This is a genomic window from Streptomyces sp. T12 (assembly GCF_028736035.1).
Lineage (GTDB): Bacteria > Actinomycetota > Actinomycetes > Streptomycetales > Streptomycetaceae > Streptomyces.
This window is the reverse complement of sequence record NZ_CP117866.1, coordinates 9,143,570-9,169,899: the sequence shown is the minus strand read 5'-3', so window position 1 is coordinate 9,169,899 and position 26,330 is coordinate 9,143,570. Positions and strand designations below refer to the sequence as shown.

The following is a 26,330-nucleotide window of genomic DNA, read 5'->3' as shown; positions in this document are numbered from 1 at the left end:
GTGGACGCTACCGGCGCGGCAGCAACCCGATCGCCGCCACCGGTACGGCCGCCAGCACCAGCCAGGGCACGGCAGCGGGCAGACCGGGGTCGAGGAGAGTTCCCGTCGCCGAGCTGCCGACCAGGACGATCAGGCCGGAGACCGAGGACAACGCCCCGGTGTAGAGGCCGAGTCGGCCCTCCTCGGCGAGGTCGGGGACCCAGGCGCAGGCGACCGGCGCGACCAGCATCTGGCCGAGGGTGAGCAGGACGACGAAACCGGCCGCGGGCAACAGACCGGCCGTGCCCGTCCAGTCGGCGGGCCGGGCGGCGGCCACGACCGCGAACCCCGCCGAGATCAGCAGCAGTCCGGCCACCATGGACCGGCGCAGGGTGAGCCGCTCCCCCACCCAGCGGGTGACCGGCAGCTGCGCGACCACCACCAGCAGCGAGGACAGGGCGAACAGCCAGGCCAGCGCCGCCTGGGAGCCCGTGGCGCGCTCCACCTCGTCGGGGAGGGCGAGGTAGAGCTGGTTGTAGGCGAGCAGGTAGGCGCCGTACGCGCAGCACAGGGCGAGAAAGCGGCGGTTGCGCAGCAGCTTCCCCATACCGCCGCGCAGCCGGACGCCCCCTCGCCCGGGTATGTGCTGCGGCAGCAGCCACGCGTGCCCGGCGAGGACGAGTACGAAGATTCCGGCACCGGCGAGGCAGACCGTGCGGAAGTCCACCGACAGCAGCAGCGCGCCCAGCAGCGGCCCGACGAACGCACCCGCCTGCCCGGCCACGGTGAGCAGCGCGAGGACGCGGGTACGGGACCCGCCGCCCGACTCCTCCCACACCACGGCCTGTCGGGCGACCTCGGACTCCACGGCGGGCGAGAACAGCGCGGCGGCGAACCCGATCAGCAGCACGGCACCGATGACCGCCCACGTCTCCTGCGCGTAACCGAGCCACGCGAACCCGGCGATCCGCAGCACGCATCCCGTGAGCACGACGGGCCGGATGCCGTACCGGTCGGCCAGCGCCCCGCCCACCACGAACAGCCCCTGCTGGCTGAAGGTCCGCAGCCCCAGCACGAACCCGACCAGCCAGCCCGCCATGCCGACGGCCTGCCCCAGGTGCTCGGCGAGGAAGGGCAGGACGGCGTAGAAGCCGATGTTGAAGGCGAGTTGGGTGAGGATGAGAAGGCGGAGGAGGGGGGAAAGCTGGGCGCGGTCCGGTGCCTTGCGGAGGCGGCCTGGTGTCAGCGCGGTCATCGGGTGGCCACCAACTCCCTGGTGTCTGGCTGCTGTTCGAGCAAGGGCACGACGGGTTCGGCCCCAGGGCGTCGGCGCCGCCCGCGCCGCAGGCCACCGGCCGCCGTCACCGCCAGCGCGCCGAGCAGGGCGAGTACGGCGGCGGGGGCGAGGACCGCCCAGGGGGCGCGCTCGGCGTAGGGCTGGTTCTCGGCGAGGAGCAGGCCCCACTCCGGCGAGGGCGGCTGGGCGCCCAGGCCGAGGAAGGCCAGCGAGGCGAGCGCGAGGGCGATGCCGGGCAGGCGGAGCAGGGCGTGGCGGGTGACGGGCGGCACGACGGCGGGCAGCAGTTCGTGACGCAGCAGGTACCAGGGGCCGGCGCCCAGGGCGCGGGTGGCGGTGAGGTGGAGGGCGGCGCGTTCCTGCCGGAGCAGCGCGGAGGTGTGGGCGGCGAGCGGCGCCCAGGCGACGGCGGCCACGGCGAGCGCCGGTGTCGCGGTGCCGCTGCCGACGACCGCGGTGACGAGCAGGGCGACGAGGACCGGCGGCAGCGCGGTGACGGTGTCGACGAGGGGGCCGGCCAGCCGGGGCAGCAGGCCGAGCGCCACCCCGGTGAGCAGGGTGGCGGCGGTGATCGCGAGAGCGAGCAGCAGGGTGTCGAGGGCGCCGTGGGCGACGCGGGCGAGGACGTCCCTGCCGAGCGCGTCGGTGCCGAACGGGTGCGCCGGAGAAGGGGACGCGAGTCGCTCGGCGGTGTCGAGGGCCAGCGGGTCGCGGGGCAGGCCGAGGGCGACGACGCCGACGAGCAGGACGGCGTAGACGAACGGCAGGATCCTGTGGGCGGGCGGCGACGGCCGGTGCAGGGACGGCAGTGCGCCGTCGCGCAGGGCCGGTCCGATCAGCAGGCGGGCGAGGAGGTGGGCCAGTGCGGCGGCGACCGCGGCGAGCAGGACGAGGGCGAGCGTGCCGGCCTGGAGGACGGGCAGGTCCTGGGCGAGGGCGGCCTGGAGGGTGGTGCGGCCCAGGCCGGGGATATCGAAGATCTGTTCGACGGTGACCGATCCGCCGGTCAGTCCCACGACGAACAGGCCGGTGTTGGGCAGCAGTCCGGGCAGACAGCGGCGCAGGGCCTGGCGGGCGACCGCGCGGCCGGGCAGTCCGCGCGCCGTCGCCGCCAGGGCCCAGGGCTCGGCGAAGGCGCCGGGCAGCAGGTCGTCGAGGAGCCGGCCGAGCACGGCTCCGGCGGGCAGGCCCAGGGCGAGGGCGGGCAGCACGGTCCACCGGGGGCCGTACCAGCCGAGCGCGGGCAGCCAGCCGAGCTGCACGCCGACGACCGTGGCGAGCACGGACGCGGTGAGGAACTCGGGCAGCGCGGCGAGGACGGCGGAGCCGCTGCCTCCCGAGCGCCGCCCGTCGAGCCGCCGGCGGGCGCCGAGCCACAGGGTGCGGGCGCAGATCAGCGCGGCGGTGACGACGGTGACCGCGAGGGCCACCGCCATCAGCAGCAGGGACACGCCCAGGGCCTGGAGCACGGCGGGCGTGACCTCGCTGCCGGAGATCCACGACCGGCCGGCGTCCCCGCGCCACAGCCCGCCCAGCCACTGTCCGAGCAGGTGCGACGGGCCGTCGTCCAGGCCGAGCTGGGCGCGGATGCCCGCCAGCACCTCAGGGGTGGGGTCGCGGTCCGCAGACCGGGCCTTGAGCACGGTCAGCGCCGGGTCCGTCCGCGAGAGCCAGGGCAGTACGCCGATGGCGCACACCAGGGCGGCCGCGATCCCCGCACGCCAAAGGAGCGTGACTGCCTGGCGCCGCACGGGTCAGCGCCGGGTGCCGATGCCGACGAGGGTGCGCTCGTACGGGTCGAGGAGCGCGCCGCGGACGGAGGTCGCGACGCCGGTGATGATGCGCTGGTGCACCAGCGGTACGACGGCGTCCGTACCGAGGATGCGGGCCTCGGCGGCCATCGCCGCGTCCTGCCGCTCGGCGGTGCCGGCGGTGTCCTCGGCCTTCGCCACGGCCCGGTCGACGTCCTTGTCGCAGAGCTGGGCGATGTTGTAGCCGCCGTCGCACGTGTAGTCACTGGCCAGGACGGAGACGGGGTCGCCGGTGTCGACGAGGGTGTTGCGGGCGAGGACGAACGCGTCGAACCTGCCGTCCAGCGCGTCGCTCTCCAGCCGCGAGTACTCGCGCACCTCCAGCGTGACGTCGAACCCGGCCTTCTCCAGCTGCTGCTTCAGCACCTGGGCGACTTCCGGGAGTTCGGGCCGGTTGTCGTAGGTGGCGAGCGTGATACGGGTCCCCTCGGGCTTTTCGGGCTCGGCCCGCCCGACCGGCTCGGTGCGCTTGCCGGCGGCCCAGGTGACGGCGGGTCCGTAGACACCGGCGCCGGCATCGGCGTACCCCTCGTAGACACCCTTGGCGAACGCGGAAGTGTCGACGGCCTGCCGGGCGGCGGCCCGGAGCCCGGCGTCCTTGAAGGCGCCCTTCTCGGTGTTGAGGAGCAGGCTCGTCGTGCGGGTCGTGGCGGTCGCCTCGCGGGTGCCCTTGTCGAGGGTGGCGGCCTGGGCGACGGGGACCGCCTCGGCGAGGTCGACCTGGTCGGTGCGCAGGGCGCTCGCGCGGGCGGTGCCGTCGGCGACGAACCTGACGTCGATGCCGGTGGCCTGGGCGCGGCCGCCCCAGTAGTCGTCGTAGCGGTCGAGGGTGGCGGCGGCGGTGCCCATGACCTTGGTGAGCTCGAAGGGTCCGGTGGCGGTGCCGACCGGGTCGACCTTGTCCTGCGTGCCGTACGCCTTGCCGGAGAAGACGGCGAGGGCAGGGCTGGACAGCCGCAGCGGCAGGATGGGGTCGGGGTCCTCGGTGGTGATCCGTAGGCCGGTGCCGCCCTCGGCCTTCGCCGTCAGGGCGACGCCGGAGAGGGCGGCCGGGACGGGCTTGGCCGACGCGGCGTGGGTGAGGGCGGTGGCGACCGCGGCCGGGGTGACGGCGGAACCGTCCTGGAAGGTGGCCTCGCGCAGGGTGAAGAGCCAGGTGCGGTCGTTCTCCCGCTGCCAGGAGGCGGCGAGGGCGGGAGCCGCGGCGCCGTTGGCGTCCAGCGCGGTCAGGCCCTCGGTGACGCCGAGGCGGCTGAGGATGGTGGAGTCGGCGCCGTACGGCGAGAGGTTCTCGGCGGGCGGGAAGGCGAGGGCGACGCGGAGGCGGGAGCCGTCATGGGCGTCGCCCGCGGCGTCGGTTCCGCCGCCGGCGGCGAAGCAGCCGGCGAGGACGGGGGCCAGCAGCAGGGCGATGAGCGGGCGGAGTGGGCGCCGCGCGTTCTGTCGCACGTTCTATCGCTCCATCGGTATCTCGAAGTGGACGATGCCGTGGCCGCCGCCCGGTTCCTCACGTTCGTCGTGCACGACCTTGCCGAGCGAGCGCCAGAAGCCCTCGGCGCCGGGCACCTTCGGGTCGGTGTGCAGATAGACGGCGCGGTAGCCGCCGTCCGCGACCGCGAAGGCGAGCAACTCGTCGACGAGCCGCCGGGCGAGGCCGCGCCTGCGGTGCTCGGGACGGACGTAGACCCGGCGCAGCTGCGCGGTCTCGCCGGAGGGGTAGCGCTCGGCGAGGTGGCGAGGGTTCGGCGGGTGGGCCGGGCCGCGGGCGTCGAGGGCGGCCGTGCCCACGACACCGTTGTCGCGCGGGTCGAACGCGACGAGGAGGGTGTGGCGGGGCGGGGCGAGATAGGCGGCGGCCGGGTCGATGATGTCCGCGTGCCAGCGGGGCACATAGCCGGTGCCGAAGTCGCGGTAGACGGTGTCGAGCATCAGGGCTCGCGCACCGTCGAGGTCGTCCGGGCTCGCCGCCCTGATGCTGTAGTCGCGCACTTGCACATCATATGCATTAAGCACGAGTGCTGATCACGGCCACCCCCACCCCGCACCCAACACCCTTACAGCTCAGGCGATTTGACAGTGATCGCGAGCCGCCGACAACCTAGCCACATGACATCCATTTTCAACAAGGCTACCCTGAAGGCCGCCCTGACCGCGAAAGCGGGCTGCTGCTGATGCGTATCGCATTCGTCGGCAAGGGCGGCAGCGGCAAGACCACCCTGTCGGCGCTCTTCTCCCGCCACCTCGCCCGCGCCGGCGCGCCCGTCCTGGCCATCGACGGCGACATCAACCAGCACCTCGCCGAGGCGCTGGGCCACGACGGCGACGCCCTGGACGCCCCGCCCCTCGGCGCCCACCTGAGGGACATCAAGGAGTTCCTGCGCGGCACGAACCCGCGCATCCCGTCCGCCGACGCCATGATCAAGACCACCCCGCCCGGCAGCGGCTCACGCCTGTTGACCCTGCTCGGCGACGACGAACTGCACGCGCGGCACGTCCGGCGCGTGGGGGGCGGCGGGGGCGTCGGGGGCGTGCCGGTGATGGTGACGGGCGAGTTCGACGAGACCGACCTCGGCGTGGCCTGCTACCACTCCAAGCTCGGCGCGGTCGAGCTCTACCTGGGCCACCTGGTCGACGGCCCCGGTGAGTACGTCGTGGTCGACATGACGGCGGGCGCGGACGCCTTCGCGTCGGGCCTGTTCACCCGCTTCGACATGACCTTCCTGGTCGCGGAACCGACCCGCAAGGGCGTCTCGGTCTACCGCCAGTACCGGGACCACGCCCGGGAGTTCGGGATCCGTATCGCAGTCATCGGCAACAAGGTGACCTGCGAGGACGACCTCCTCTTCCTCAAGGAAGAGGTCGGCGACGACCTCCTCACCCACCTGGTGCACTCCTCCTGGGTCCGCGCGGCCGAACAGGGCCGGGAACAGGGCGAGTTGGAGTCCCACAACGTCCACGCCCTGAACATCCTGCGCGAGGCGGTCGACGCCCACCCCAAGGACTGGCCCACGACCCACCGCCACGCCGTCGACTTCCACCTGCGCAACGCGCGGGCGTGGGCGGACGACAGGACGGGCCATGACCTGGCCGCCCAAGTGGACCCGGAGTTCATGCCCGGCCCGGCAGCCCTGGTCTGACGACGACGATCCCCCAGCACCGCACCTCACCCCCACCCCGAACAGGAACCCCTCCATGTCTCTCGACGTCTCCCCGAAGCTCCTCGCCGAAGCCGAACACGGTGACCTCCGCGAGGAGGACTTCGTGGACACGGTCCGCACCTCGCTGCCGTACGCCTACGACCTGATCGCCTCCCTCGCGGCCGAACTGCGCGAGGGCACGGCCGAGTTCACCGACAACCAGACCCCTCCCCCGTCGGAGAAGGAACGCGGCCAGCTCCTGCGCGCCCTCGCCAGCGACGCCATCCGCGGCAGCCTGGAGCGGCACTTCGGCGTGGCCCTCGCCTTCCAGAACTGCCACCGGGTGGCGGCGTTCCGGGCGGAGTCCCGGGACGGGGAGACCTACGCGCGGTTCACGTCGGTGCGGTCGCAGGTGCTGAACCAGTCGCCGGAGTTCAGGGACTGCTGAGCCCCTCAGGCGCCCCCGTGGAACCGCAGGCGGCCGGGGCGGCCCCGCCCAGGTGAGGGAGGGGCCGCCTGCCGTGCTACCGCGACATCGTCGCAACCGGCGCCGGCGCGTAACCAGTGGGCCGGGCCGTGAACGTCCCCCGCCCCTGCGTCCGGCTGCGCAGCCGCGTCGCATAGCCGAACAGCTCGGCCAGCGGCACCGTCGCCGTCACGACCGCCGCGCCCGCGCGCGTGGCCGAGCCCGTCACGCGGCCGCGTCGTGCCGCCAGGTCGCCGAGGACCCCGCCGACCGCGTCCTCGGGCACGGTGACCGTGACCTCGACGACCGGCTCCAGGAGGACCATCGCGCAGGTGCGCAGGGCATCCCGGAGACCGAGTCGGCCGGCCGTGCGGAAGGCCGTGTCGGACGAGTCCTTCACGTGGGTCGAGCCGTCGGTGAGGGTGACCCGCAGCCCGGTCACCGGGTGGCCGCCGAGCGGGCCTTCGGCGAGGGCGTCCCGGCAGCCGGCCTCCACGGCACGGACGTACTCCTGCGGCACGCGACCGCCGACGACGGTCGAGCGGAACTCGAAGCCGGACTCCGTTTCCAGCGGTTCCACGTCGAGGATGACGTGCGCGAACTGCCCCGCCCCGCCGTCCTGTTTGACGTGTCGGAAGACGAAGCCGGACGCCCCGCGGCCGACCGTCTCACGGTAGGAGACCCGGGGGCGGCCGACGTTGACCTCCAGCCCGACCTCCCGTCGGATCTTCTCCACCGCCACCTCCAGATGCAGTTCACCCATGCCGGACAGGACCGTCTGGCCTGTCTCGGCGTCGGTCCGCACGACCAGGGACGGGTCCTCCTCGGCCAGCCGTGCCAGCGCGGAGGCCAGCCGGTCGGTGTCCGTGGACGTGCGGGCCTCGACCGCCACGGACACCACCGGCTCGGCCACGCTCGGCGGTTCGAGGACGAGCAGGGCGTCCGGTGCGCAGAGGGTGGAGCCCGGGCGAGCCGACTTCAGGCCCACCACGGCCACGATGTCCCCGGCGACCGCCCGGTCCACCTGGGCGTGGCGGTCGGCCTGGACCCGCAGGATCCGCCCGATCCGCTCACCGCGCCGCGCGCCCGCGTCGAACACGGTATCTCCCTTCTCGATCGTTCCCGAGTACACGCGCAGGTAGGTGAGCCGCCCTGTCGACGTGGCACTCACCTTGAACGCCAGCGCCGCGAACGGTGCCGACGGGTCGGCGGGCCTGTCCTCCTCCACCCCGTCGCGCAGGCCGCGTACGGCCGGTACGTCGAGCGGCGAGGGAAGATACGCCACGGCCGCGTCGAGCAACGGCTCGATCCCGCGGTTGCGGTAGGCCGAGCCGCACAGCACGACCACGCCCTCGCCGCTGGTCGTCAGGGAGCGCAGGGCGGTGACGAGGGTCTCCGGCGAGAGCGTCGACCGCGCGCAGAACTCGTCCAGCGCGCCGGCGTGCAGTTCGGCCACCGCCTCCTCCAGAAGCCGCCGACGCCGGTTCGCCTCCGCCTGGAGATCCTCCGGAACCCGCTCTTCCACGAACGTCTCGGCGCCGTCGGCCCACACCAGCGCCCGCATCCGTACGAGGTCCACGACACCGCGGAAGCCGTCCTCCGCGCCGATGGGCAACTGCACGACCAGCGGCGCCGGATGCAGCCGTTCCCGGATCGAAGCGACCGCCGTGTCGAGGTCGGCCCCGGCACGGTCCAGCTTGTTGACGAACGCGATCCTCGGCACACCGTGCCGATCGGCCTGCCGCCACACCGACTCGCTCTGCGGCTCGACCCCCGCGACGGCGTCGAAGACCGCGACCGCGCCGTCCAGGACGCGCAGGGAGCGCTCCACCTCGTCGGCGAAGTCGACGTGCCCCGGGGTGTCGATGAGGTTGATGCGGTGACCGTCCCAGGTGCAGCTGACCGCCGCCGCGAAGATGGTGATCCCGCGATCGCGCTCCTGCGGGTCGAAATCGGTGACGGTGGTGCCGTCGTGGACCTCGCCGCGTTTGTGGGTGGTCCCGGTGGCGTACAGGATCCGCTCGGTGACGGTGGTCTTCCCCGCGTCGACGTGGGCGAGAATGCCGAGGTTGCGGACGGCGGTGAGGGTGTTGAGGTTGGTGCGCACGGCCCTTGGCCTTTCGGATGATCCGGAAACGGAAAGGGGTCAGCGCGATTCCCGGACGATACGTACGCGCAAGCGAGCATGACCTGCCGCCCCGTCAGAATCGGGAAATGACAGGGGCGTTGACGTGCTCGGGCGCTCTCAGGTGTTCGTCACGGGCATCCGGTGCCGGCCGCGCAGCGGGCACCGGGCGGACGAGGACACGAGGATCACCACGTACCGGGAGAGGGAGACGACGACAGCGGTGCGGTCACGCACGGCCCGGCTCCCCTCGACTCGTCACGACGACGCGCCGCCGAGTGGTGGGCGGCGCGTGATTTCGTGGTGAGTGTAGGGAACCGGGCGAGGTCGAAGCAGCTGATTTTTACTGGTCGTCGTCGATCGTGATGGCGGACGCGGGGCAGACCGCGGCCGCCTCGCGGACGGCGGCGTGCAGTTCCCCGGCGGGGTTCGAGTCGAGCAGGGTGACGATGCCGTCGTCGTCTCGTTGGTCGAAGACCTCTGGCGCGATCAGCACACACTGGCCGGCGCCGCAACAGCGGCCCTGGTCCACGTTGACCTTCATTCAGCCGTCACCACCGCACGGGCACGGTGCGCAGTCCGCCGACGAGAAGGCCCTCCACGCGCCGCAACTCATCGACGCTCACGGCCAGTTGAAGGGTCGGCAGCTTGCGCAGAAGGACCTCGAGGGTGACCTGGAGCTCGGTGCGCGCCAGGCTCTGCCCGAGGCACGAGTGCGGCCCGGCCCCGAACGTCAGATGGGGGTTCGGAGACCGGGACAGCACCATGTCGTGCGCGTCGCTGAACACCCGCTCGTCCCGGTTGGCGGCGGGCATGCTGCACACGACGGTCGTGCCGCTGGGCAGCAGCTCGCCGTCGACCTCCACGTCCTCGGTGAGATAACGCCGGATGCCGAAGCCGAGGTTGGCATCGAAGCGCAGGGCCTCGTCGACCGCGGTGCGCACCAGGGTGGGGTCGGCGAGCAGCCGCTCCCACCGGGTGCGGTCGGCGAGCAGCATGGCGACCATCTTGCCGATCATGTTGGCGGTGGTCTCGTGTCCGGCGACCAGGAGCCCCATGGCCGTGCCGAGCAGTTCGTCGTCGGTCAGGCCCTGGCCCTCCCCCTCGCTCTCCCTGATCACCATGCTGATCAGGTCCTCGCCGGGCTCGGCGCGCGTCGCCGCGATGTGCGCGGACATGTACTCGGCGAACTCGGCGTACGCGGCCCCGGTCTGGTCGCCCGTGTAGCGGCTGACGTTGAGGAAGGCGTCGGACCAGTGCGAGAAACGGTCCCGGTCGCCGGCGGGGACGCCCAGGATGTCGCAGATGACGTAGACGGGCAGGGGGAAGCCGAGGGCGGCCTTGAGGTCGGCGGGCTGTCCGCGGCCGACCATGTCGTCGACGAGGCCTTCGGCCGTTCGCACCATGCCGGGGCGCAGCGCCGTCATGCGCTTGGCGGTGAAGTACTTGCCCACCTGGCGCCGCCACCGCAGGTGCGGTTCGCCGCGGTCGGGCAGGGCCAGGGTGGTGCTGCCGTCGGCGGCAGGACCTCCTGCTCCTTCGGGGGCGATGCGGGCGGCGCCGTCCTCGGCGGTCGGGCGGGCGAAACGGGGGTCGGACAGAAGGGCTTTGACGTCGTCGTAGCGGGTCAGGTACATCGCCTTGTCCCCGCTGGGGAGTTCAACCGTGGTCACCGGACACCGCCGGCGCAGCTCCTCCCATTCGGCCGGCGGCTCCAAGGGGTTGTCGCTGGGCAGCGGCAGCCGCAGAAGGTCGTTCTCGCGCATCTGGCATCACCTTGGGTGCGTGGGGGGGGGAGGTGGGTGAGCGACGCGAAAGCGTTCACAGCACGGCACGTTACGCACGTTGTGCATCATGCATCAAGAGTGCATGATGCACTTTCCGTGTATGGCGCAATCTCACCGTAGGGTGGGCCCTCAGGGTTCCGGGGACTTGGCCGTGCGGCCGGGAAGGAGATCGGCGTGGACGCCCGAGAGGCCGCGGAACGCATCGAGCGAGAGCTGCTGATCCTCACCCGCCACAAGGAGATGAGGGCACCCCGGGGCCCACGCGGCGGGGACCCGCTGGACCAGAGCGCCTACGTGCTGCTCACCAGGCTCGAGGCCCAGGGACCGATGTCCATCCCGGACTTCGTCGAGGCGTTCGGGCTGGCGGCGTCGACGTTCACCCGGCAGACCTCGGCCCTCCTGCGCAACGGTCTGGTGGAGCGGACGCTCGACCCGGACGGCGGAGTGGCCCGCAAGTTCCGCATCACCGAGGGCGGCCTCAGGCTCCTGACGCAGCAGCGCCAGGGAATCGTCACCGGCCTGTCCACGGTCGTGGCCGACTGGACACCCGAGCGCCTGGACCGGTTCATCACCGACCTACGCCAGTTCAACACCGACATCGAGCGCATCACCGGCCGCCCTTGGCCGAGGAGCGCGGACGACGCGGAACACGCGGACTCGTCCGCAGTGAGCGCGGCGACGGCCGACCACGACTGACGAGGAGTCAGGCTCCGTCAGAGTGCCTCGTGCCGAGGGCCGGTGAGCTGCGGGTCGATGCCGTGTCCGGGCGGGGCAGGCGCGGCGCGTGCAGGCCATGCGATTCGTACAGGCGGGCGGTGTGAATCCCATGGTCTTCCGGTGACAGACGAACGATGCCCCGTGGTCCCCTGCTCTGTCATCGTGGGAGGTGAGAGGCGCAGGTCAGGGGCCCGACCCCGACCGTTCGCCCGTCCCTCGCGGGAGGCTCATCGTGGACAAGCGGTACGAGGTCTACTGCCTTACTCATCCGCACTTCTACGACACGCCGTCCCATGGCCGGACGCGCCGCCGCTTCCACCAGACCCTGCGCCTTCCCCCTGCCTCGTGGTTGCGCGAGGAACTCGGCGACTGGGTGGTCTGCCGTCCCGTCGACACGGCCCTCCCGCCACAGGGCTGGAAGATCCACGTCTCGGCGTGTCCTGACAACGCGCAGGCGATCCTGGACGCGGTGTGGGAATACTGCGTCCAGCGTCGTATCGCCTTCAAGTTCCTGCCCGGCCTGGACACCCTGTTCCTCGCCAACGCCAAGTACGCGCATCGCGGGTCCAGCGGGAAGTTCGTGACCATGTACCCGGCGGACGAGGCCGAGTGCGAGCGGGTACTCACCGAGCTCGGCACCGCCCTCGACGGGCTGCAGGGGCCGTACATTCTCAGCGATCTGCGCTGGGGCGCCGGTCCGCTGTACGTCAGGTACGGCGCCTTCGCCGACCGGTACTGCGTCTCGGCCGACGGTGCGGTGGAGCAGGCGGTGGAGGATCCTTCCGGACGTCTGGTCCCCGATGTGCGCGGCCCCACCTTCCAGGTGCCGGAATGGGTGCCGCTGCCCGCGTTCCTCGAACCCCACCTCGCCGAGCGCCACCGGACCACCGTCGCCGACCTGCCGTACCGGATCGAGAAGGCGCTGCACTTCTCCAACGGCGGCGGACTGTACGCCGCGGTCGACACCCGCACCGAGGAACGTGTCGTCCTGAAGGAGGCCCGGCCCCACGCGGGGCTCACCGCCGACGGCGCGGACGCCGTCACCCGGCTGGAGCGCGAGCGGACGGCCCTGGAACGGCTGCGCGGCCTGCCCTGCGTACCGGAGCTCCGCGATCACTTCGAGCTGGGCGGTCACCAGTTCCTCGTCGAGAAGTTCATCGAGGGAAGGGCCCTGCACGAGGTGTTCGTCGAGCGCTATCCGCCGACCGACCTGGACGCCGACGCGGCGGTCTACGCCGACTACGCGTCCTGGGCCCTCGACATGCACCGGCAGGTGGAGGAGGCGGTCGCCGCCGTGCATGAGCGGGGCATCGTGATCGGCGACGTGCACACGTTCAACGTCCTGGTCCGCCCCGACGGCAGGGTGGTGCTGATCGACTTCGAGGGCGCGTCGGACGTGACGCAGGCGGGGCGTCAGGTCCTCGCGGCTCCGGGTTTCACCGCCCCCAGGGGGGCCACCGGCTTCGACATCGACCGGTATGCGCTGGCCTGTCTCAGGATCTTCCTCTTCCTGCCGCTGACGGGCCTCATCGAGCTGGACGGCGGCAAGGCCGGGCAGCTCGCCAGGGAAGCCGCCCGGCTGTTCCCTGTTCCCCGGCAGTTCCTCGACGAGGCCGTCCGCACGCTCACCGGCGACGGCGGGATGGCCTCCGGGGCGGACGACGAGCCCCGTCTCGAGCCCGACCACTCCGGCTGGCTGCGCGCCCGCACCTCGATGGCCGACGCAGTCCTGGCCGCCGCCACACCCGAGCGCGACGACCGGCTCTTCCCGGGCGACATCGAGCAGTTCGCCGACCCGGGCGGCGGCCTGGGCGTGGCCCACGGCGCGGCGGGCGTGCTGTACGCGCTGGACGTGACCGGCGCCGGGCGGCACCCCGACCACGAGGACTGGTTGATCCGGCACGCACTGCACCCGGGACCCGGTACCCATCTCGGCTTCTACGACGGCCTGCACGGCGTCGCCTTCGTCCTTGAGCACCTCGGGCGCCACGAGGAGGCCGTCAAGGTCCTCGACATGTGCCTGGGCGAGCACTGGGAGGCCCTCGCCCTGGACCTCAAGGGCGGCCTGTCCGGCATCGGGCTCAACCTGCTGCACTTCGCCACCACTCTCGGCGACGCCGCCTGTGGTGACGCCGCCCTGCGCGTGGCGCAGGCCGTGGCCGACCGTCTCGGCCCGGCCGACGGCGTGCCCGAGACCAGCGGTGGAACCCACCCGAGAGCGGGGCTGTTGTACGGCTCGTCCGGGCCCGCGCTGCTGTTCCTGCGTCTGTACGAGCACAGCGGCGACCCGGCGCTCCTCGACCTGGCCGCCACCGCGCTGCGCCAGGATCTGCGCCGCTGCCGGGAGCGCGGGGACGGGTCGATGGAGGTGAACGAGGGCTGGCGCACCATGCCCTATCTCGCCGACGGCAGCGTGGGCATCGGCATGGTCCTCGACGAGTACCTGGCCCACCGCGCGGACGAGCGGTTCTCGGCCGCCGCCCACGCCATCCGCAGGGCCGCGAGCGCATCGTTCTACATCGAACCGGGGCTCTTCGACGGCGTGGCCGGAATGATCCTCCACCTCAGCCGCGCCCTCCCGCCGGGCACTGCCGCCGACCGCGACCCCGTGATCGCGGACCATGTACGCCACCTGGCGCGCCACGCCTGCCTGCTCGACGGCCGACTCGCCTTCCCCGGCGAGCAGTTGCTGCGGCTGTCCATGGACCTGGCCACCGGCACTGCGGGGGTCCTGCTGGCCCTCGGCGCCGCCTTCCATTCCCGGCCCACCGGACTGCCGTTCCTGACCCCGGGCCTGCGGCCCGCTCATGACCCGCCCGTCCCCACGCGAGTGCGAGAGAGGAGGTGAAGACACATGTCGCTCCTCGAACTGCAGGGCCTGACCATCGAGTCCGAGGCCGGTCACCGTCCGCCGGGCAGCCGCGCGAGCAAGGGCTGTGGGCACAGTGGCCTCAGCCTGCTGCTCTGCTAGTCCAGACCGATGCGCGGGGACGCTTCGAGTGTCCCCGCGCCCTATTGCCGGACCCGTACGACTTTCGCCGGAACCGTACGACGACGGGAGCAGCCCGTGGACCGACGCGCGGCGGACCGTCTGCTGCTGGCGACGGTCCGGCGAGGCGGTGCGTGGGGCGGGGTCCAGGCCGCCGTCTCCCTGCTGCTCGCAGGCGTCTACGTGCTCCTGCCCGCTGTCATGGGCCGCACCGTCGACGCCGTGCTCGGCCGCGGCGACACCGCACTGTGGCTGACCCTGTCCGCCCTCACCGTCGCCCTGCTGGTGGTGTGCGACGCCACGGACGACTACGCGGGAGCCTTGGCCAACGCCCGCTGCACGGCATGGCTGCGGCACACCCTGCTCGGTCATGTCCTCGACCTGGGCGCCCCCGCGGCCCGCCGGCACACCCCCGGCGACCTGGTGGCCCGTCTGGTGGGCAACACCGCCCGGGCCGGCAGTGCCCCGTCGGGCATGGTGTGGGCGGTGACCGAACTGGTCCCTCCGGTCGGGGCCGTGGTGGCCCTGGCCCTCATCGACCCGTGGCTGTGCCTCACCTTCGTGGCCGGGCTGCCGTTGGTCGCGCTCATGGTCCGCGCCTTCGTCCGCGACGTCTCCGACCTCAACGACCGCTACTTCGCCACGCAAGGTCGCATCGCCTCCCGACTCGTCGACGCCCTCACCGGAATCCGCACCATCACGGCCGCTGGGACCATGACCCGAGAGTGCGAGCGGGTACTGGAGCCACTGCCCGAACTGCACCGGCACGGCCTGGGTATGTGGAGCGCTTACGCCCGGGTCTCCGCACGGGACGCGGCGATCGTCCCTCTGCTGGAGGTCGCCGTGCTGGCCGTGGCCGGTCTGGGGCTCGCCCAGGGCCGCATCACACCGGGTCAGATGCTCGCCGCGAGCGGGTACGTGGTCCTGGCCACCGGCGTGAGTTCGCTGGTGACCTCGGTGAACCGGCTGGCCTTCGCACGCGCCACCGCGGGGCGCATCGCCGAGGTGCTGGACGAACCCACGATCACGTACGGCAGCACGCGCCTGCCCTGCGGGGGCGGCGGGCGGCTGGAGTTCCGTGGGGTCACGGTACGCACCGCCGAGGGCGACCCGGCGCTGGACGGCATCGACCTGGACCTGCCGAACGGCGCGCTGACCGCCGTCGTAGGGCGTTCCGGATCCGGCAAGTCCCTGCTGGCCGCGCTGGCCGGACGGCTGGCCGACCCGGACGGAGGCGAGATACGGCTCGACGGAGTGCCGCTGCGCGACGTGGACCGCGCGGAGTTGCGGCGCGCCGTCGCCTACGGCTTCGAACGCCCGGTACTGCTGGGCGAGACCTTCGCCGACGCGATCGGATTCGGACCACGCACGCCCGGGGGTGGGGAGGTCCGCGCCGGGGCCACCGCAGCACGCGCCGACACCTTCATCCGGACCATGCCCGAGGGATACGGCACCCCGCTCACCGGTGCGCCGCTGTCCGGCGGCGAGTACCAGCGCATCGGCCTGGCACGCGCGTTCGTCCAGTCCGCGCCGTACGGCCGCCTCCTGGTGCTGGACGACGTGACGGCCAGCCTCGACACCGTCACCGAGCACCACATCAGCCAGGCCCTGACCGGCACCGGGCCGCTCGCCCGCCGGGCCCGACTCGTGGTGACCCACCGCGCCTCCACGGCGGCCGGCGCGGAGATCGTGGTCTGGCTCGACGCGGGCCGGGTGCGCGGGCTGGGGACGCATCGGGACCTGTGGATGGAGGAGGGGTATCGGGCGGTGTTCCGGCCGGAGCCGGGCGGCGACGGGGACGTACATCCCGATTCGGCACCGGAAGCGGAACGCGACGGAGGCGTGTGGTGAGCCCGGGTCCCGGGGCCCTGCTGCGCTCCACGCTGCGCACTCGGCGCCGGGAGTTCGTACGGCTCACCGGCTGGTCGCTGGTCGAGGCCGTCCCCGCGCTGCTGTCCGGCTGGCTGGTCGCCCGCGCCGTCGACGACGGCTTCCTCGCCGAACGCACCGACGTGGGACTCGGCTGGCTCGGCCTGCTGGCCTGCGCGGTCCTCGTCGGCGCCTGGGGCACCCGGCAGTCCACCCTCCAACTGGCCGGGGTCGTCGAGCCGTTCCGCGACGACCTGGTCACGCTCGTCACCACCGGCACACTGCACCGCTCCGCCCGCATCGGACAGAGCGCCGACACGGCGGGCGTGGCACGGCTGACCGAACAGGTGGAGATCGCCCGTGAGTCGTACGGAGCGGTCGTGATGTTCGTGCAGAGCTTCGCGGTCACGACGGTGAGCGTGCTGCTCGGGCTCGCCGCGCTGGATCCCGCCCTGCTGCTGTTCGTCATGCCGCCCCTAGCGGCCGGGCTCGCACTCTTCCTGCTGGCCCTGCGGGCGATGGCGGCCCGGCAGCGGGCGGTCGTCCTCGCCGACGAGGCCATCGCCGAGCAGGTGAGCACGGTGGCCGGCGGACTGCGGGACGTGACGGCATGCGGCGCGGAGGCGACCGTACGCCGTCGAGCCGGCGCCCGTATCGACGAGGCGGCGCGCGCTGCCCGCGCCCTGGGCCGGCTCACCGCGTTGCGTACCGCCGCGCTGGGGCTCGGCGGCTGGCTGCCGATCGTGCTGATCCTGGCCGGTGCGCCCTGGCTGGTGCGGGGCGGGGTGACGGCCGGCGCGATCCTCGGCGCCCTGACCTACGTCTCGCAGAACCTGCAACCGGCTCTGCGCGGCTTCGTCCAGGGACTCGGTGGCAGCGGGCTGTGGCTACTGGTCACACTCGGCCGGATCTTGGAGGCGGCTGGTGCGGGGGCGGCGGAGGCGCCAGGGACGGCGGGTAGAGCGGGTGCAGCGCCGGTGACCGGGGCCGCACCGGAGACCGGGGCACCGGCGGTGACCGATACCCGGGGTGCGACGCCACCCCGAGCCGCCGACAGCAGAGCAGGCAGCACCCCACTCACTCCCGCCTCACTCGCCCCCGCCCCCACCCCCGGAAAGCCCCGCGCCGCCACCCAACCGCCCCCAGCAACGGCGGAGACACCGGCCGGCGCACGCCCCCGGGACGGCCGTGTCCAGCTGCACGGTGTCACCTTCGGGTACGCCCCCTCCGCCGAACCGGTCGTCCGGGATCTCGACCTGTCCCTCGCGTCGGGCACCCACCTGGCGGTCGTCGGCCCCAGTGGCGCGGGCAAGTCCACGCTCGCCGCGCTCATCGCCGGCGTACTCGAACCACAGGTCGGCCAGATACACCTGGGCGGTCTCCCGGTCCGCTCCCTGGACGTCGGCCGACTCGCCCGGTCCCGCGTGCTGATCCCACAGGAGGCGTACGTCGTCGCCGGCACCGTGCGCGAGAACCTCGCCTACCTGCTCCCGGCGGCCACCCCGCCCGACCTGGACGCGGCGGTCCACGCAATCGGCGCCACCGCGCTCGTCGAACGCCTCGGCGGCTACGACGCGCAGGTGAACCCGGCCCTGCTGTCCGCCGGCGAGCGCCAACTGATCGCCCTCGTCCGCGCCCTGCTGCCGCCCGCCCCGCTGGTCCTGCTCGACGAGGCCACCTGCCACCTCGACCCGGCCGCCGAGGCGGTCGCCGAACGGGCCTTCGCCTGCCGCCCCTCCACCCTGATCGTCTGCGCCCACCGCATCAGCTCCGCCCTGCGCGCCGACCTCGTCCTCGTCATGGACGGCCCGCGCTGCCGCCTAGGCACCCACGACCAACTGCTGGTCGACTGTGCCCTGTACCGCGACCTGATCGGCCACTGGGACCAGATGGCGACCGACGTCCGACGCTGATGACTGACGTGCAAGGCAGGGCCCCAGGTGAGGAGCCGCGACGGACCACGGCCGGCCCGACTACAGCCGGCCCGACTACAGCCAGCCCGACTCCCGAGCGATCCGGATCGCGTCGATGCGGTTACGTGCCCCGGACTTCCTGGAGGCCGCGTTCAGATGATTGCGGACCGTTCCCACGGACAGCGAAAGCCGGTCGGCGATCTCACGCGTGGGCGTGCCGTCCGCCGCCAGCCGCAGCACCTCGAGTTCCCTCTCGGTCAGCGGGTTCTCCGCCGAGGAGAGCGCCAGCAGCGCCAGCCCCGGATCGATGAACCGTTCACCCGCCGCCACCTTACGGACCCCCTGGGGCAGGGTGTCGCAGGGGCTGTTCCTGCCGATGATCCCCGCGACGCGACGCGCCAGCGCCCGCCGCAGATATTCCGAGGTCGCCGACCCGACCACCAGCAGGGTCCGGCACTCCGGCAGCCGAGTCGACAGCTCCAGGGAGGTACCGAGGGCACGGTCGTCGTCACCGTCGACGTCGATGACCACCACGTCCGGCCGGTGCGACAGCGCCTGAACGACCGTCTGGCTGTGCTCCGGCGACGCCGGGACCACCTCGATGTCCTTCTCACGTGTGAGCAGGGCGGCGAGTGCCCCGCGCACCAGGTCTGCCTCCTCGACGAGAAGAACACGGATCAACATCGCTCCTACCCGGCCGAACGCGGCCTCCATGACGCAGCGCGCCCCGGACACTCCGACGACGCCATACGAAGTATCTCCACCTCTCCACCCATTTGCCGGGAGCCGCCCCGACCACCCGCGACCGGGGCGACGTCCGGCGCATGCGTCAACCGCTGAACGAGTGCCCGGACGCGGGCCATCTCCCAGAACGCCGCCCCACGAACCGGCCGCCCGCTGATTTGAAGGGGCGGCGGCATTGGACGCACCCCACAAAAACAGCTCATGCGGACCGAGGTAACCCTCGACCCGCATGAGCTGCAGATGATCTGCTATCTGTGTCCGAGGGGGGACTTGAACCCCCACGCCCGATAAAGGGCACTAGCACCTCAAGCTAGCGCGTCTGCCATTCCGCCACCCGGACTAGGTGTCTGCCGCCTTGCCGGGGGTCTTCCCCGCGGCGACATGGACAACAATACCAAGGTTTCGGAGTGCCTTTCACGTGCATATCCGTCCGTCGGACGGCAGCTCGGCGGCACGCGACGCGAGCCGGGAGGAGACGCTGTTCGAGGGGCCTCACCTCGCGTGATCCCATGATCACGCACGGACGAGATCGGCCGGCAGCGCCCCTGCGAAGCGGGCGCCACCGGATCCCGTCACGGCGCGAGCGATCGTCACGACATGACAGATCCCGTCACGGCGCGAACGATCACGTCACGGCGTGAAGGGTCCCGTCACGGCATGAGGTGGTAGTCCGGGAAGTTCCCGGCCAGCCGCTCGCCCGTCGGCCCCTGTGTCACCGCGCGCACCAGCAGCTCACCGCCGACGAACGCCCCGCTCCAGGACGCGCCGAAGCCGCCGAACAGCTCGTCGCGGTCGCCGCGGGAGCGCGGTTTGCCGTGGCCGACCTTGAACGCGCGGATCTGCGGGGCCAGGCGGTCGTATGTCTCCCGGTCGTCCGTGGACAACGTGGCGACGAGCGCGCCGTTGGACGCGTTCATCGCCGCCAGCAGCTCCGCCTCCGTGTCGACCAGGACGATCGTGTCGACCGGGCCGAACGGCTCCGCGTGATGGAGCGGGGAGGACGGCGGCGGATTCAGCAGGGTGACCGGCTGGACGTACGCCGAGGTGTCCTGGCCGGGCAGGAATCGGGCGTCCGACAGCCGGCCCCGGTGCAGCGGGACGGCGCCGCGGTCGATCGCCTCGGCGACCTGGTCCTGGAGTTCCTTCGCCTTGGCCGCGTTGATCACCGGCCCGAAGTCCAGCTGCGGGTACGTGTCGTCCCGTTTCTCGACCGCCAAGGGGTGGCCGACCCTCAGCGTGTGCACCGCCGGGAGGTACGCCGCCAGGAACTCGTCGAACAGCTCACGCTGGACGACGAAGCGCGGGTACGCCGTGCAGCGTTGTTTGCCGTAGTCGAAGAGTTTCGGGATGACCGCCGTGAGCGCGTCCCAGTCCGTGTGGTTCCAGATGCCCCAGGTGTTCAGTCCTTCCTGTTCGAGTATGTGTCGTTTGCCGAGGTCGGCGACGGCCGTGGCCACCGCGGCACCGGTGTCGCGGCCGCCGACGAAGGAGACGCAGCCGATCTCGGGCGCCCGCACCAGCGCCTCCGACAGCTCGCCTCCGCTGCCGCTGACGAGGGTGACGGGAATTCCCTCGCGGGCGGCGAGCGCACAGGCCAGGGTCAGACAGGCGACACCGCCGTCGGTCGGGGTCTTGGCGATGACCGCGTTGCCTGCCAGTGCTTGTACCAACACTGCGTGAACGAGCACGCTCATCGGGTAGTTCCAGCTCGCGATGTTGGATACCGGCCCGTCCAGCGGGGCCCGGCCTGCGACCATCGGCTCGATGCCGTCGACGTACCAGCGCACGCCGTCGATGGCTCGGTCGACGTCCGCCTGGGCCAGCCGCCAGGGCTTGCCGATCTCCCAGACGAGGAGCAGCGCGAGCAGATCCCGGTGCTGGGTCAGGGCGTCGAGCGTGGCCGCGACGCGGGCGCGGCGCTCGTCAAGCTGGATGTGCCGCCAGGCGCGGTGCTGGTCGAGTGAGGCGCGTACGGCCTGGTGGGCGGTGGCCCGGTCCAGGCGCGGCGGGCCGGCGATCGGGCTGCCGTCGACGGGGCTGGTGGCGGGCAGCGCACGGCCGTCCGCCTGCCAGGTGGAGTTCCAGAGGTTGAGGACGCGGTCGTCCCGGAAGGCTTCCGGGGCGACCGTGAGGCAGCGCTGCCAGGCGTCGGCCCAGGAGGTGCCTGATTTGAGGGTGAGGGTGGTTGCCATCGGGTTCTCCGCTCTCGGTGCACAGTCGAGAGAAATAGGGGCCCGCGGGGCCCGTCCTTGGAAGGGCGGTGGAGGGAGACGGGCGGGCGGTCGTACATGGCTACGGCGGACGCTAGCGACGCCCGGGAACTCCTGAAAGTAACCTCGTGTCAACTATGAGTGACATCACGCCTCGATTTCCAGGTGGTCCAGCACCAGGCGGGCGGTCTCGGTGGGCGTGTCTCCGACCCGCACCCCTACGGCCTCCAGCGCCTTCTTCTTCGCCGCCGCCGTACCGGACGAGCCGGACACGATCGCGCCCGCGTGTCCCATCGTCTTGCCCTCGGGCGCGGTGAATCCGGCGATGTAGCCGACGACGGGCTTGGTGACGTGGTCGCGGATGTACGCGGCCGCGCGTTCCTCGGCGTCGCCGCCGATCTCCCCGATGAGGACGATGAGTTCGGTGTCGGGGTCGTCCTGGAAGTCGGCCAGGCAGTCGATGTGGGTCGTGCCGACGACCGGGTCGCCGCCGATGCCGACGCAGGTCGAGAAGCCGATGTCGCGGAGTTCGTACATGAGTTGGTAGGTGAGCGTGCCGGACTTGGAGACCAGGCCGATGCGGCCGGGCTTGGTGATGTCGGGCGGGATGATGCCCGCGTTGGACTGGCCGGGGGTGATCAGGCCGGGGCAGTTGGGGCCGATGACGCGGGTGCCGCGCGCCTTCGCATAGGAGGTGAAGGCGACGGAGTCGTGGACCGGGATGCCCTCGGTGATCACGACGGCGAGTCCGATGCCGGCGTCGGCGGCCTCGACGACGGCCGCCTTGGCGAAGGCGGGCGGCACGAAGACGACGGTCACGTCGGCGCCGGTCGCGCGCATGCCGTCGGCGACCGAGCCGAAGACGGGGACGGCGATGGGGGTACCTCCCAGGCCCTTGAGGCACTGGGGGACGTCGAAGTCGACGGTGCGTCCGGCCTTGCGCGGGTTGACGCCGCCGACGATGTTCGTGCCGGCGGCGAGCATGCGCCGGGTGTGCTTCATGCCCTCGCCGCCGGTCATGCCCTGGACGAGGACCTTGCTCTCCTTGGTGAGGTAGATGGCCATGTCGTCGTGTCTCCTCAGGCTGCGGCGGCGGCGAGTTGGGCGGCCCGCAGCGCGGCGCCGTCCATGGTGGTGGCCTGCTGGACCAAGGGGTGGGCGCGGTCGTCGAGGATGGCTCGGCCGCGGGAGGCGTTGTTGCCGTCGAGGCGTACGACGAGCGGCTTGGTCAACTGGACGGTGTCCAGGGCCTGCACGATGCCGTCGGCGACCGCGTCGCAGGCGGTGATCCCGCCGAAGACGTTGACGAAGACCGACTTCACGGCCGGGTCGGAGAGGATGACCGACAGTCCGTCAGCCATGATCTGGGCCGATGCGCCGCCGCCGATGTCGAGGAAGTTGGCGGGGCGGGCGCCGCAGCCCGCGACGACGTCGAGGGTCGACATGACGAGGCCGGCGCCGTTGCCGATGATGCCCACCTCGCCGTCGAGCTTGACGTAGTTGAGGCCCTTGGCGGCGGCCGCCGCCTCCAGTGCGTCGTCGTGCTCCACGCCGTCGGCGCCCCAACGGGCCTGCCGGAAGCGGGCGTTGTCGTCGAGGCTGACCTTGCCGTCGAGGGCGAGGATCTGTCCCTGCTTGGTGCGGACGAGCGGATTCACCTCGACGAGGAGGGCGTCCTCGCGGACCAGCACCTCCCACAGCCGCACGAGCACGTCGACGGTCTGCGGCGGCAGTCCGGCCGCTGCGGCGATCTCGCCCGCTTTCGCGGAGGTGACGCCCTCGGCCGGGTCGATGGGGATACGGGCCACTGCCTCAGGCCGACCGGCCGCGACCTCCTCGATCTCCATGCCGCCTTCGGCCGAGGCGATCGCGAGGAAGCGGCCGGCCGCGCGGTCGAGTACGTAGGACACATAGAACTCGGTCTCGATGTCCACGGGTTGGGCCAGCATCACCTTGCCGACCGTGTGGCCCTTGATGTCCATGCCGAGGATCTGACGTGCCGTGAGCTCGGCAGCTGCGGGGTCCGCGGCGATCTTCACCCCGCCCGCCTTGCCGCGGCCACCGGTCTTCACCTGCGCTTTCACCACGACCTGGCCGCCGAGCCGACGTGCAATCTCGCGGGCTTTCTTGGGTGAGTCCGTCACCTCTGCCCTCGGCACCAAGATGCCGTGTTCCTCGAAGAGTTCCCTTGCCTGGTGTTCGTACAGGTCCATTCCGGCTCCTGACTCAAAAGTGCCGCACGCCCCCTGGACACCACCCACCGGATGCGGGATAACAAGGTTCATACAGTATTCGTCGACTGTATGCAATGTACCGCGAGAGCCTTCCAACCCCCTACGAAGGGACAGGACTTCGCCATGCCCGACGACACCCAGGACGTCATTTCCGGTGGTCATCTCGTTGCCAAGGCGCTGAAGGCCGAGGGGGTCGACCGCATCTACACCTTGTGCGGCGGCCACATCATCGACATCTACGACGGCTGCGTCGACGAGGGCATCGAGGTCGTCGACGTCCGCCACGAGCAGGTCGCCGCCCATGCCGCCGACGGTTACGCCCGTATCACCGGCAAGCCCGGTTGCGCGGTCGTCACCGCGGGCCCCGGCACCACCGACGCCGTCACCGGCGTCGCCAACGCCTTCCGCGCCGAGTCCCCGATGCTGCTCATCGGCGGCCAGGGCGCCCTCACCCAGCACAAGATGGGGTCCCTCCAGGACCTGCCGCACGTCGACATGATGACGCCGATCACCAAGTTCGCGGCGGCCGTGCCGGACACGGCACGCGCGGCGGACATGGTGTCGATGGCGTTCCGCGAGTGCTACCACGGCGCGCCCGGGCCCTCCTTCCTGGAGATCCCGCGCGACGTCCTCGACGCCAAGGTGCCGGTGAGCAAGGCGCGCGTGCCCAAGGAGGGCGCCTACCGTGCCTCCACCCGCTCGGCCGGTGACCCCGAGGCCGTCGAGAAGCTCGCCGACCTCCTGGTGCACGCCGAGAAGCCGGCCATCCTGCTCGGCAGCCAGGTGTGGACGACACGCGGTACCGAGGCGGCCATCGAACTCGTGCGCACCCTCAACATCCCCGCCTACATGAACGGCGCCGGCCGCGGCACGCTCCCGCCGGGCGACCCGCACCACTTCCAGCTGTCGCGCCGGTACGCCTTCTCCAACGCCGACGTCATCGTCATCGTCGGCACGCCCTTCGACTTCCGCATGGGCTACGGCAAGCGGCTGTCACCGGACGCGACGGTCGTACAGATCGACCTCGACTACCGCACGGTCGGCAAGAACCGCGACATCGACCTCGGGATCGTGGGCGACGCCGGGCTGGTGCTGAAGTCGGTGTCCGAGGCCGCCTCCGGACGCGTCAACGGGGGCGCGTCCAAGCGCAAGGAGTGGCTCGACGAGCTGCGCGCAGCCGAACAGACCGCTCTGGAGAAGCGGCTGCCGAGCCTGAAGTCAAACGCCTCACCGATCCACCCGTACCGGCTGGTCAACGAGATCAACGACTTCCTCACCGAGGACTCGATCTACATCGGCGACGGCGGCGACATCGTCACCTTCTCCGGACAGGTCGTGCAGCCCAAGTCGCCGGGCCACTGGATGGACCCGGGCCCGCTGGGCACGCTCGGCGTCGGGGTGCCGTTCGTGCTCGCGGCCAAGCAGGCGCGGCCCGACAAGGAGGTCGTCGCGCTCTTCGGCGACGGGGCCTTCTCCCTCACCGGCTGGGACTTCGAGACTCTCGTCCGCTACAACCTCCCCTTCGTCGGCATCGTCGGCAACAACTCCTCCATGAACCAGATCCGCTACGGCCAGGCCCAGAAGTACGGCCTGGAGCGCGAGCGGGTCGGCAACACACTCGGCGACGTCCACTACGACAAGTTCGCGCAGATGCTGGGCGGTTACGGCGAGGAGGTCCGTGACCCCGCCGACATCGGCCCCGCGCTGCGGCGCGCCCGCGAGTCCGGGAAGCCGTCGCTGATCAACGTCTGGGTCGACCCCGACGCGTACGCCCCCGGAACCATGAACCAGACCATGTACAAGTGAGGTGACCCGGTGACGACCAAGGCTCTCGAAGGCATCCGCGTCCTGGACATGACCCACGTCCAGTCCGGTCCCTCCGCGACGCAGCTGCTCGCCTGGCTCGGCGCGGACGTCGTCAAGCTGGAGGCGCCGACCGGCGACATCACGCGCAAGCAGTTGCGCGACGTCCCGGACGTCGACTCCCTCTACTTCACGATGCTCAACTGCAACAAGCGGAGCATCACCCTCAACACCAAGACCGAGCGCGGCAAGGAGATCCTCACCGAGCTGATCCGGCGCTCCGACGTCATGGTCGAGAACTTCGGACCGGGCGCGGTCGACCGGATGGGCTTCACCTGGGACCGCATCCAGGAGATCAATCCGCGTATCGTCTATGCCTCCATCAAGGGGTTCGGTGACGGCCCGTACACCAACTTCAAGGCGTACGAGGTCGTCGCGCAGGCCATGGGCGGGTCGATGTCGACCACCGGTTTCGAGGACGGGCCGCCGCTGGCGACGGGAGCCCAGATCGGGGACTCGGGGACGGGTGTGCACGCCGTCGCGGGGATTCTCGCGGCGCTGTTCCAGCGCGAGAACACCGGGCGTGGGCAGCGGGTCAACGTGGCCATGCAGCACGCTGTACTCAACCTGTGCCGGGTGAAGCTGAGGGACCAGCAGCGCCTGGCACACGGGCCGCTTGCTGAATATCCGAACGAGGACTTCGGCACGGAAGTTCCCCGCTCGGGAAACGCGTCCGGTGGCGGTCAGCCGGGCTGGGCGGTCAAGTGCGCGCCGGGCGGCCCGAACGACTACGTGTACGTCATCGTGCAGCCCGTCGGCTGGCAGCCGCTCAGCGAGCTCATCGGCCGGCCCGAGCTCGCCGACGACCCCGAGTGGGCGACGCCGGAGGCCCGGCTGCCCAAGCTCAACAAGATGTTCCAGCTGATCGAGGAGTGGTCCTCGACCCTGCCCAAGTGGGAGGTGCTGGAGCGGCTCAACGCACACAACATCCCGTGCGGGCCGATCCTGTCCACCAAGGAGATCATCGAGGACTCCTCGCTGGTCGCCAACGAGATGGTCGTCACCGTGCCGCACCCCGAGCGGGGCGAGTTCGTGACCGTGGGGAGTCCGCTGAAGCTCTCCGACTCCCCCGTCGAGGTGAGCAGTTCGCCACTGCTCGGAGAGCACAACGAACAGGTCTACATCGGCGAGCTCGGCCTCGGCGACGAGGAGCTGCGCCTGCTCAAGTCGAACGGAGTGATCTGACGTG

At 71.7% G+C, this 26,330-nt stretch carries 20 protein-coding genes and 1 tRNA gene; 9 read left to right on the top strand and 12 right to left on the bottom strand.

Annotated elements, in window-relative coordinates; translation table 11 throughout:
• Positions 1-7 precede the first annotated feature (7 nt).
• Genes PBV52_RS41150 through PBV52_RS41135 form a run of 4 tightly spaced genes read right to left on the bottom strand, consistent with a single transcriptional unit; the run spans position 8 to position 5,076 of the window.
• Positions 8-1,234 carry an MFS transporter gene (locus PBV52_RS41150; protein ID WP_274245961.1) on the bottom strand — a complete coding sequence of 409 codons (1,227 nt, stop codon included), beginning with the start codon at positions 1,232-1,234 and terminating at the stop codon, positions 8-10.
• A complete protein-coding gene (locus tag PBV52_RS41145) occupies positions 1,231-3,027 on the bottom strand; it encodes an ABC transporter permease subunit (protein WP_274245960.1) in 1,797 nt (598 codons plus the stop codon). The genes PBV52_RS41150 and PBV52_RS41145 overlap by 4 nt, the downstream gene beginning before the upstream one ends.
• A gap of 3 nt (positions 3,028-3,030) precedes the next feature.
• Positions 3,031-4,536, bottom strand: a complete 1,506-nt coding sequence (locus PBV52_RS41140; protein ID WP_274245958.1) for an ABC transporter substrate-binding protein — start codon at positions 4,534-4,536, stop codon at positions 3,031-3,033.
• Positions 4,537-4,539: 3 nt separating this feature from the next.
• The gene (locus PBV52_RS41135; protein WP_274245956.1) at positions 4,540-5,076 is read right to left on the bottom strand and encodes a GNAT family N-acetyltransferase; all 537 of its coding nucleotides are present in this window, start codon (positions 5,074-5,076) and stop codon (positions 4,540-4,542) included.
• Positions 5,077-5,258: 182 nt separating this feature from the next.
• Here PBV52_RS41135 and PBV52_RS41130 point away from each other — a divergent pair, with 182 nt between their 5' ends.
• The gene (locus tag PBV52_RS41130; protein ID WP_274245954.1) at positions 5,259-6,224 is read left to right on the top strand and encodes an ATP-binding protein; all 966 of its coding nucleotides are present in this window, start codon (positions 5,259-5,261) and stop codon (positions 6,222-6,224) included.
• A 55-nt stretch (positions 6,225-6,279) separates the two neighbouring features.
• The gene (locus PBV52_RS41125) at positions 6,280-6,672 is read left to right on the top strand and encodes an SCO5389 family protein (protein ID WP_274245952.1); all 393 of its coding nucleotides are present in this window, start codon (positions 6,280-6,282) and stop codon (positions 6,670-6,672) included.
• A gap of 76 nt (positions 6,673-6,748) precedes the next feature.
• On the opposite strand, the gene fusA is transcribed toward PBV52_RS41125, so the two are convergent.
• The 3 genes from fusA to PBV52_RS41110 form a co-directional block, all read right to left on the bottom strand.
• Complete coding sequence (fusA, locus tag PBV52_RS41120; protein WP_274245950.1) at positions 6,749-8,797, bottom strand: elongation factor G; 2,049 nt, start codon at positions 8,795-8,797, stop codon at positions 6,749-6,751.
• Positions 8,798-9,158: 361 nt separating this feature from the next.
• Entirely contained in the window at positions 9,159-9,359 is a 201-nt protein-coding gene (locus tag PBV52_RS41115) for a ferredoxin (protein WP_274245948.1), read from the bottom strand.
• A 7-nt stretch (positions 9,360-9,366) separates the two neighbouring features.
• Positions 9,367-10,581, bottom strand: a complete 1,215-nt coding sequence (locus tag PBV52_RS41110) for a cytochrome P450 (protein ID WP_274245946.1) — start codon at positions 10,579-10,581, stop codon at positions 9,367-9,369.
• Positions 10,582-10,776: 195 nt separating this feature from the next.
• On the opposite strand from PBV52_RS41110, the gene PBV52_RS41105 reads away from it, so the two are divergent.
• The 5 genes from PBV52_RS41105 to PBV52_RS41085 all read left to right on the top strand — a co-directional run bounded on the left by PBV52_RS41105 (position 10,777) and on the right by PBV52_RS41085 (position 18,090).
• On the top strand, positions 10,777-11,298 hold the full coding sequence (locus PBV52_RS41105; protein WP_274245944.1) for a MarR family winged helix-turn-helix transcriptional regulator: 522 nt from the start codon (positions 10,777-10,779) through the stop codon (positions 11,296-11,298).
• A gap of 253 nt (positions 11,299-11,551) precedes the next feature.
• The gene (gene lanKC / locus PBV52_RS41100; protein WP_274245942.1) at positions 11,552-14,167 is read left to right on the top strand and encodes a class III lanthionine synthetase LanKC; all 2,616 of its coding nucleotides are present in this window, start codon (positions 11,552-11,554) and stop codon (positions 14,165-14,167) included.
• 6 nt (positions 14,168-14,173) lie between these two features.
• Positions 14,174-14,290 (top strand): class III lanthipeptide, encoded by a 117-nt coding sequence (locus PBV52_RS41095; RefSeq protein ID WP_274245940.1) that lies wholly within the window; start codon positions 14,174-14,176, stop codon positions 14,288-14,290.
• Between the two features lie 96 nt (positions 14,291-14,386).
• Complete coding sequence (locus PBV52_RS41090; protein WP_274245938.1) at positions 14,387-16,159, top strand: ABC transporter ATP-binding protein; 1,773 nt, start codon at positions 14,387-14,389, stop codon at positions 16,157-16,159.
• The gene (locus PBV52_RS41085) at positions 16,156-18,090 is read left to right on the top strand and encodes an ATP-binding cassette domain-containing protein (RefSeq protein ID WP_274245937.1); all 1,935 of its coding nucleotides are present in this window, start codon (positions 16,156-16,158) and stop codon (positions 18,088-18,090) included. Before PBV52_RS41090 ends, PBV52_RS41085 begins: the two co-directional genes overlap by 4 nt.
• 75 nt (positions 18,091-18,165) lie before the next feature.
• On the opposite strand, the gene PBV52_RS41080 is transcribed toward PBV52_RS41085, so the two are convergent.
• The 5 genes from PBV52_RS41080 to sucC form a co-directional block, all read right to left on the bottom strand.
• The gene (locus PBV52_RS41080; RefSeq protein ID WP_274249881.1) at positions 18,166-18,771 is read right to left on the bottom strand and encodes a response regulator transcription factor; all 606 of its coding nucleotides are present in this window, start codon (positions 18,769-18,771) and stop codon (positions 18,166-18,168) included.
• Between the two features lie 318 nt (positions 18,772-19,089).
• A tRNA-Leu gene (locus PBV52_RS41075) sits at positions 19,090-19,174 on the bottom strand.
• 310 nt (positions 19,175-19,484) lie between these two features.
• Entirely contained in the window at positions 19,485-21,026 is a 1,542-nt protein-coding gene (locus tag PBV52_RS41070) for an aldehyde dehydrogenase family protein (protein WP_274245935.1), read from the bottom strand.
• Positions 21,027-21,191: 165 nt separating this feature from the next.
• Positions 21,192-22,109 (bottom strand): succinate--CoA ligase subunit alpha, encoded by a 918-nt coding sequence (gene sucD, locus PBV52_RS41065; RefSeq protein ID WP_274245933.1) that lies wholly within the window; start codon positions 22,107-22,109, stop codon positions 21,192-21,194.
• Positions 22,110-22,123: 14 nt separating this feature from the next.
• Positions 22,124-23,257 (bottom strand): ADP-forming succinate--CoA ligase subunit beta, encoded by a 1,134-nt coding sequence (gene sucC, locus PBV52_RS41060; protein ID WP_274245931.1) that lies wholly within the window; start codon positions 23,255-23,257, stop codon positions 22,124-22,126.
• A 144-nt stretch (positions 23,258-23,401) separates the two neighbouring features.
• Here sucC and PBV52_RS41055 point away from each other — a divergent pair, with 144 nt between their 5' ends.
• Together PBV52_RS41055 and frc are read left to right on the top strand one after the other, a co-directional pair.
• Entirely contained in the window at positions 23,402-25,084 is a 1,683-nt protein-coding gene (locus PBV52_RS41055; protein WP_274245929.1) for a thiamine pyrophosphate-binding protein, read from the top strand.
• A 9-nt stretch (positions 25,085-25,093) separates the two neighbouring features.
• A complete protein-coding gene (gene frc, locus PBV52_RS41050; protein WP_274245927.1) occupies positions 25,094-26,326 on the top strand; it encodes a formyl-CoA transferase in 1,233 nt (410 codons plus the stop codon).
• Positions 26,327-26,330 lie beyond the last annotated feature (4 nt).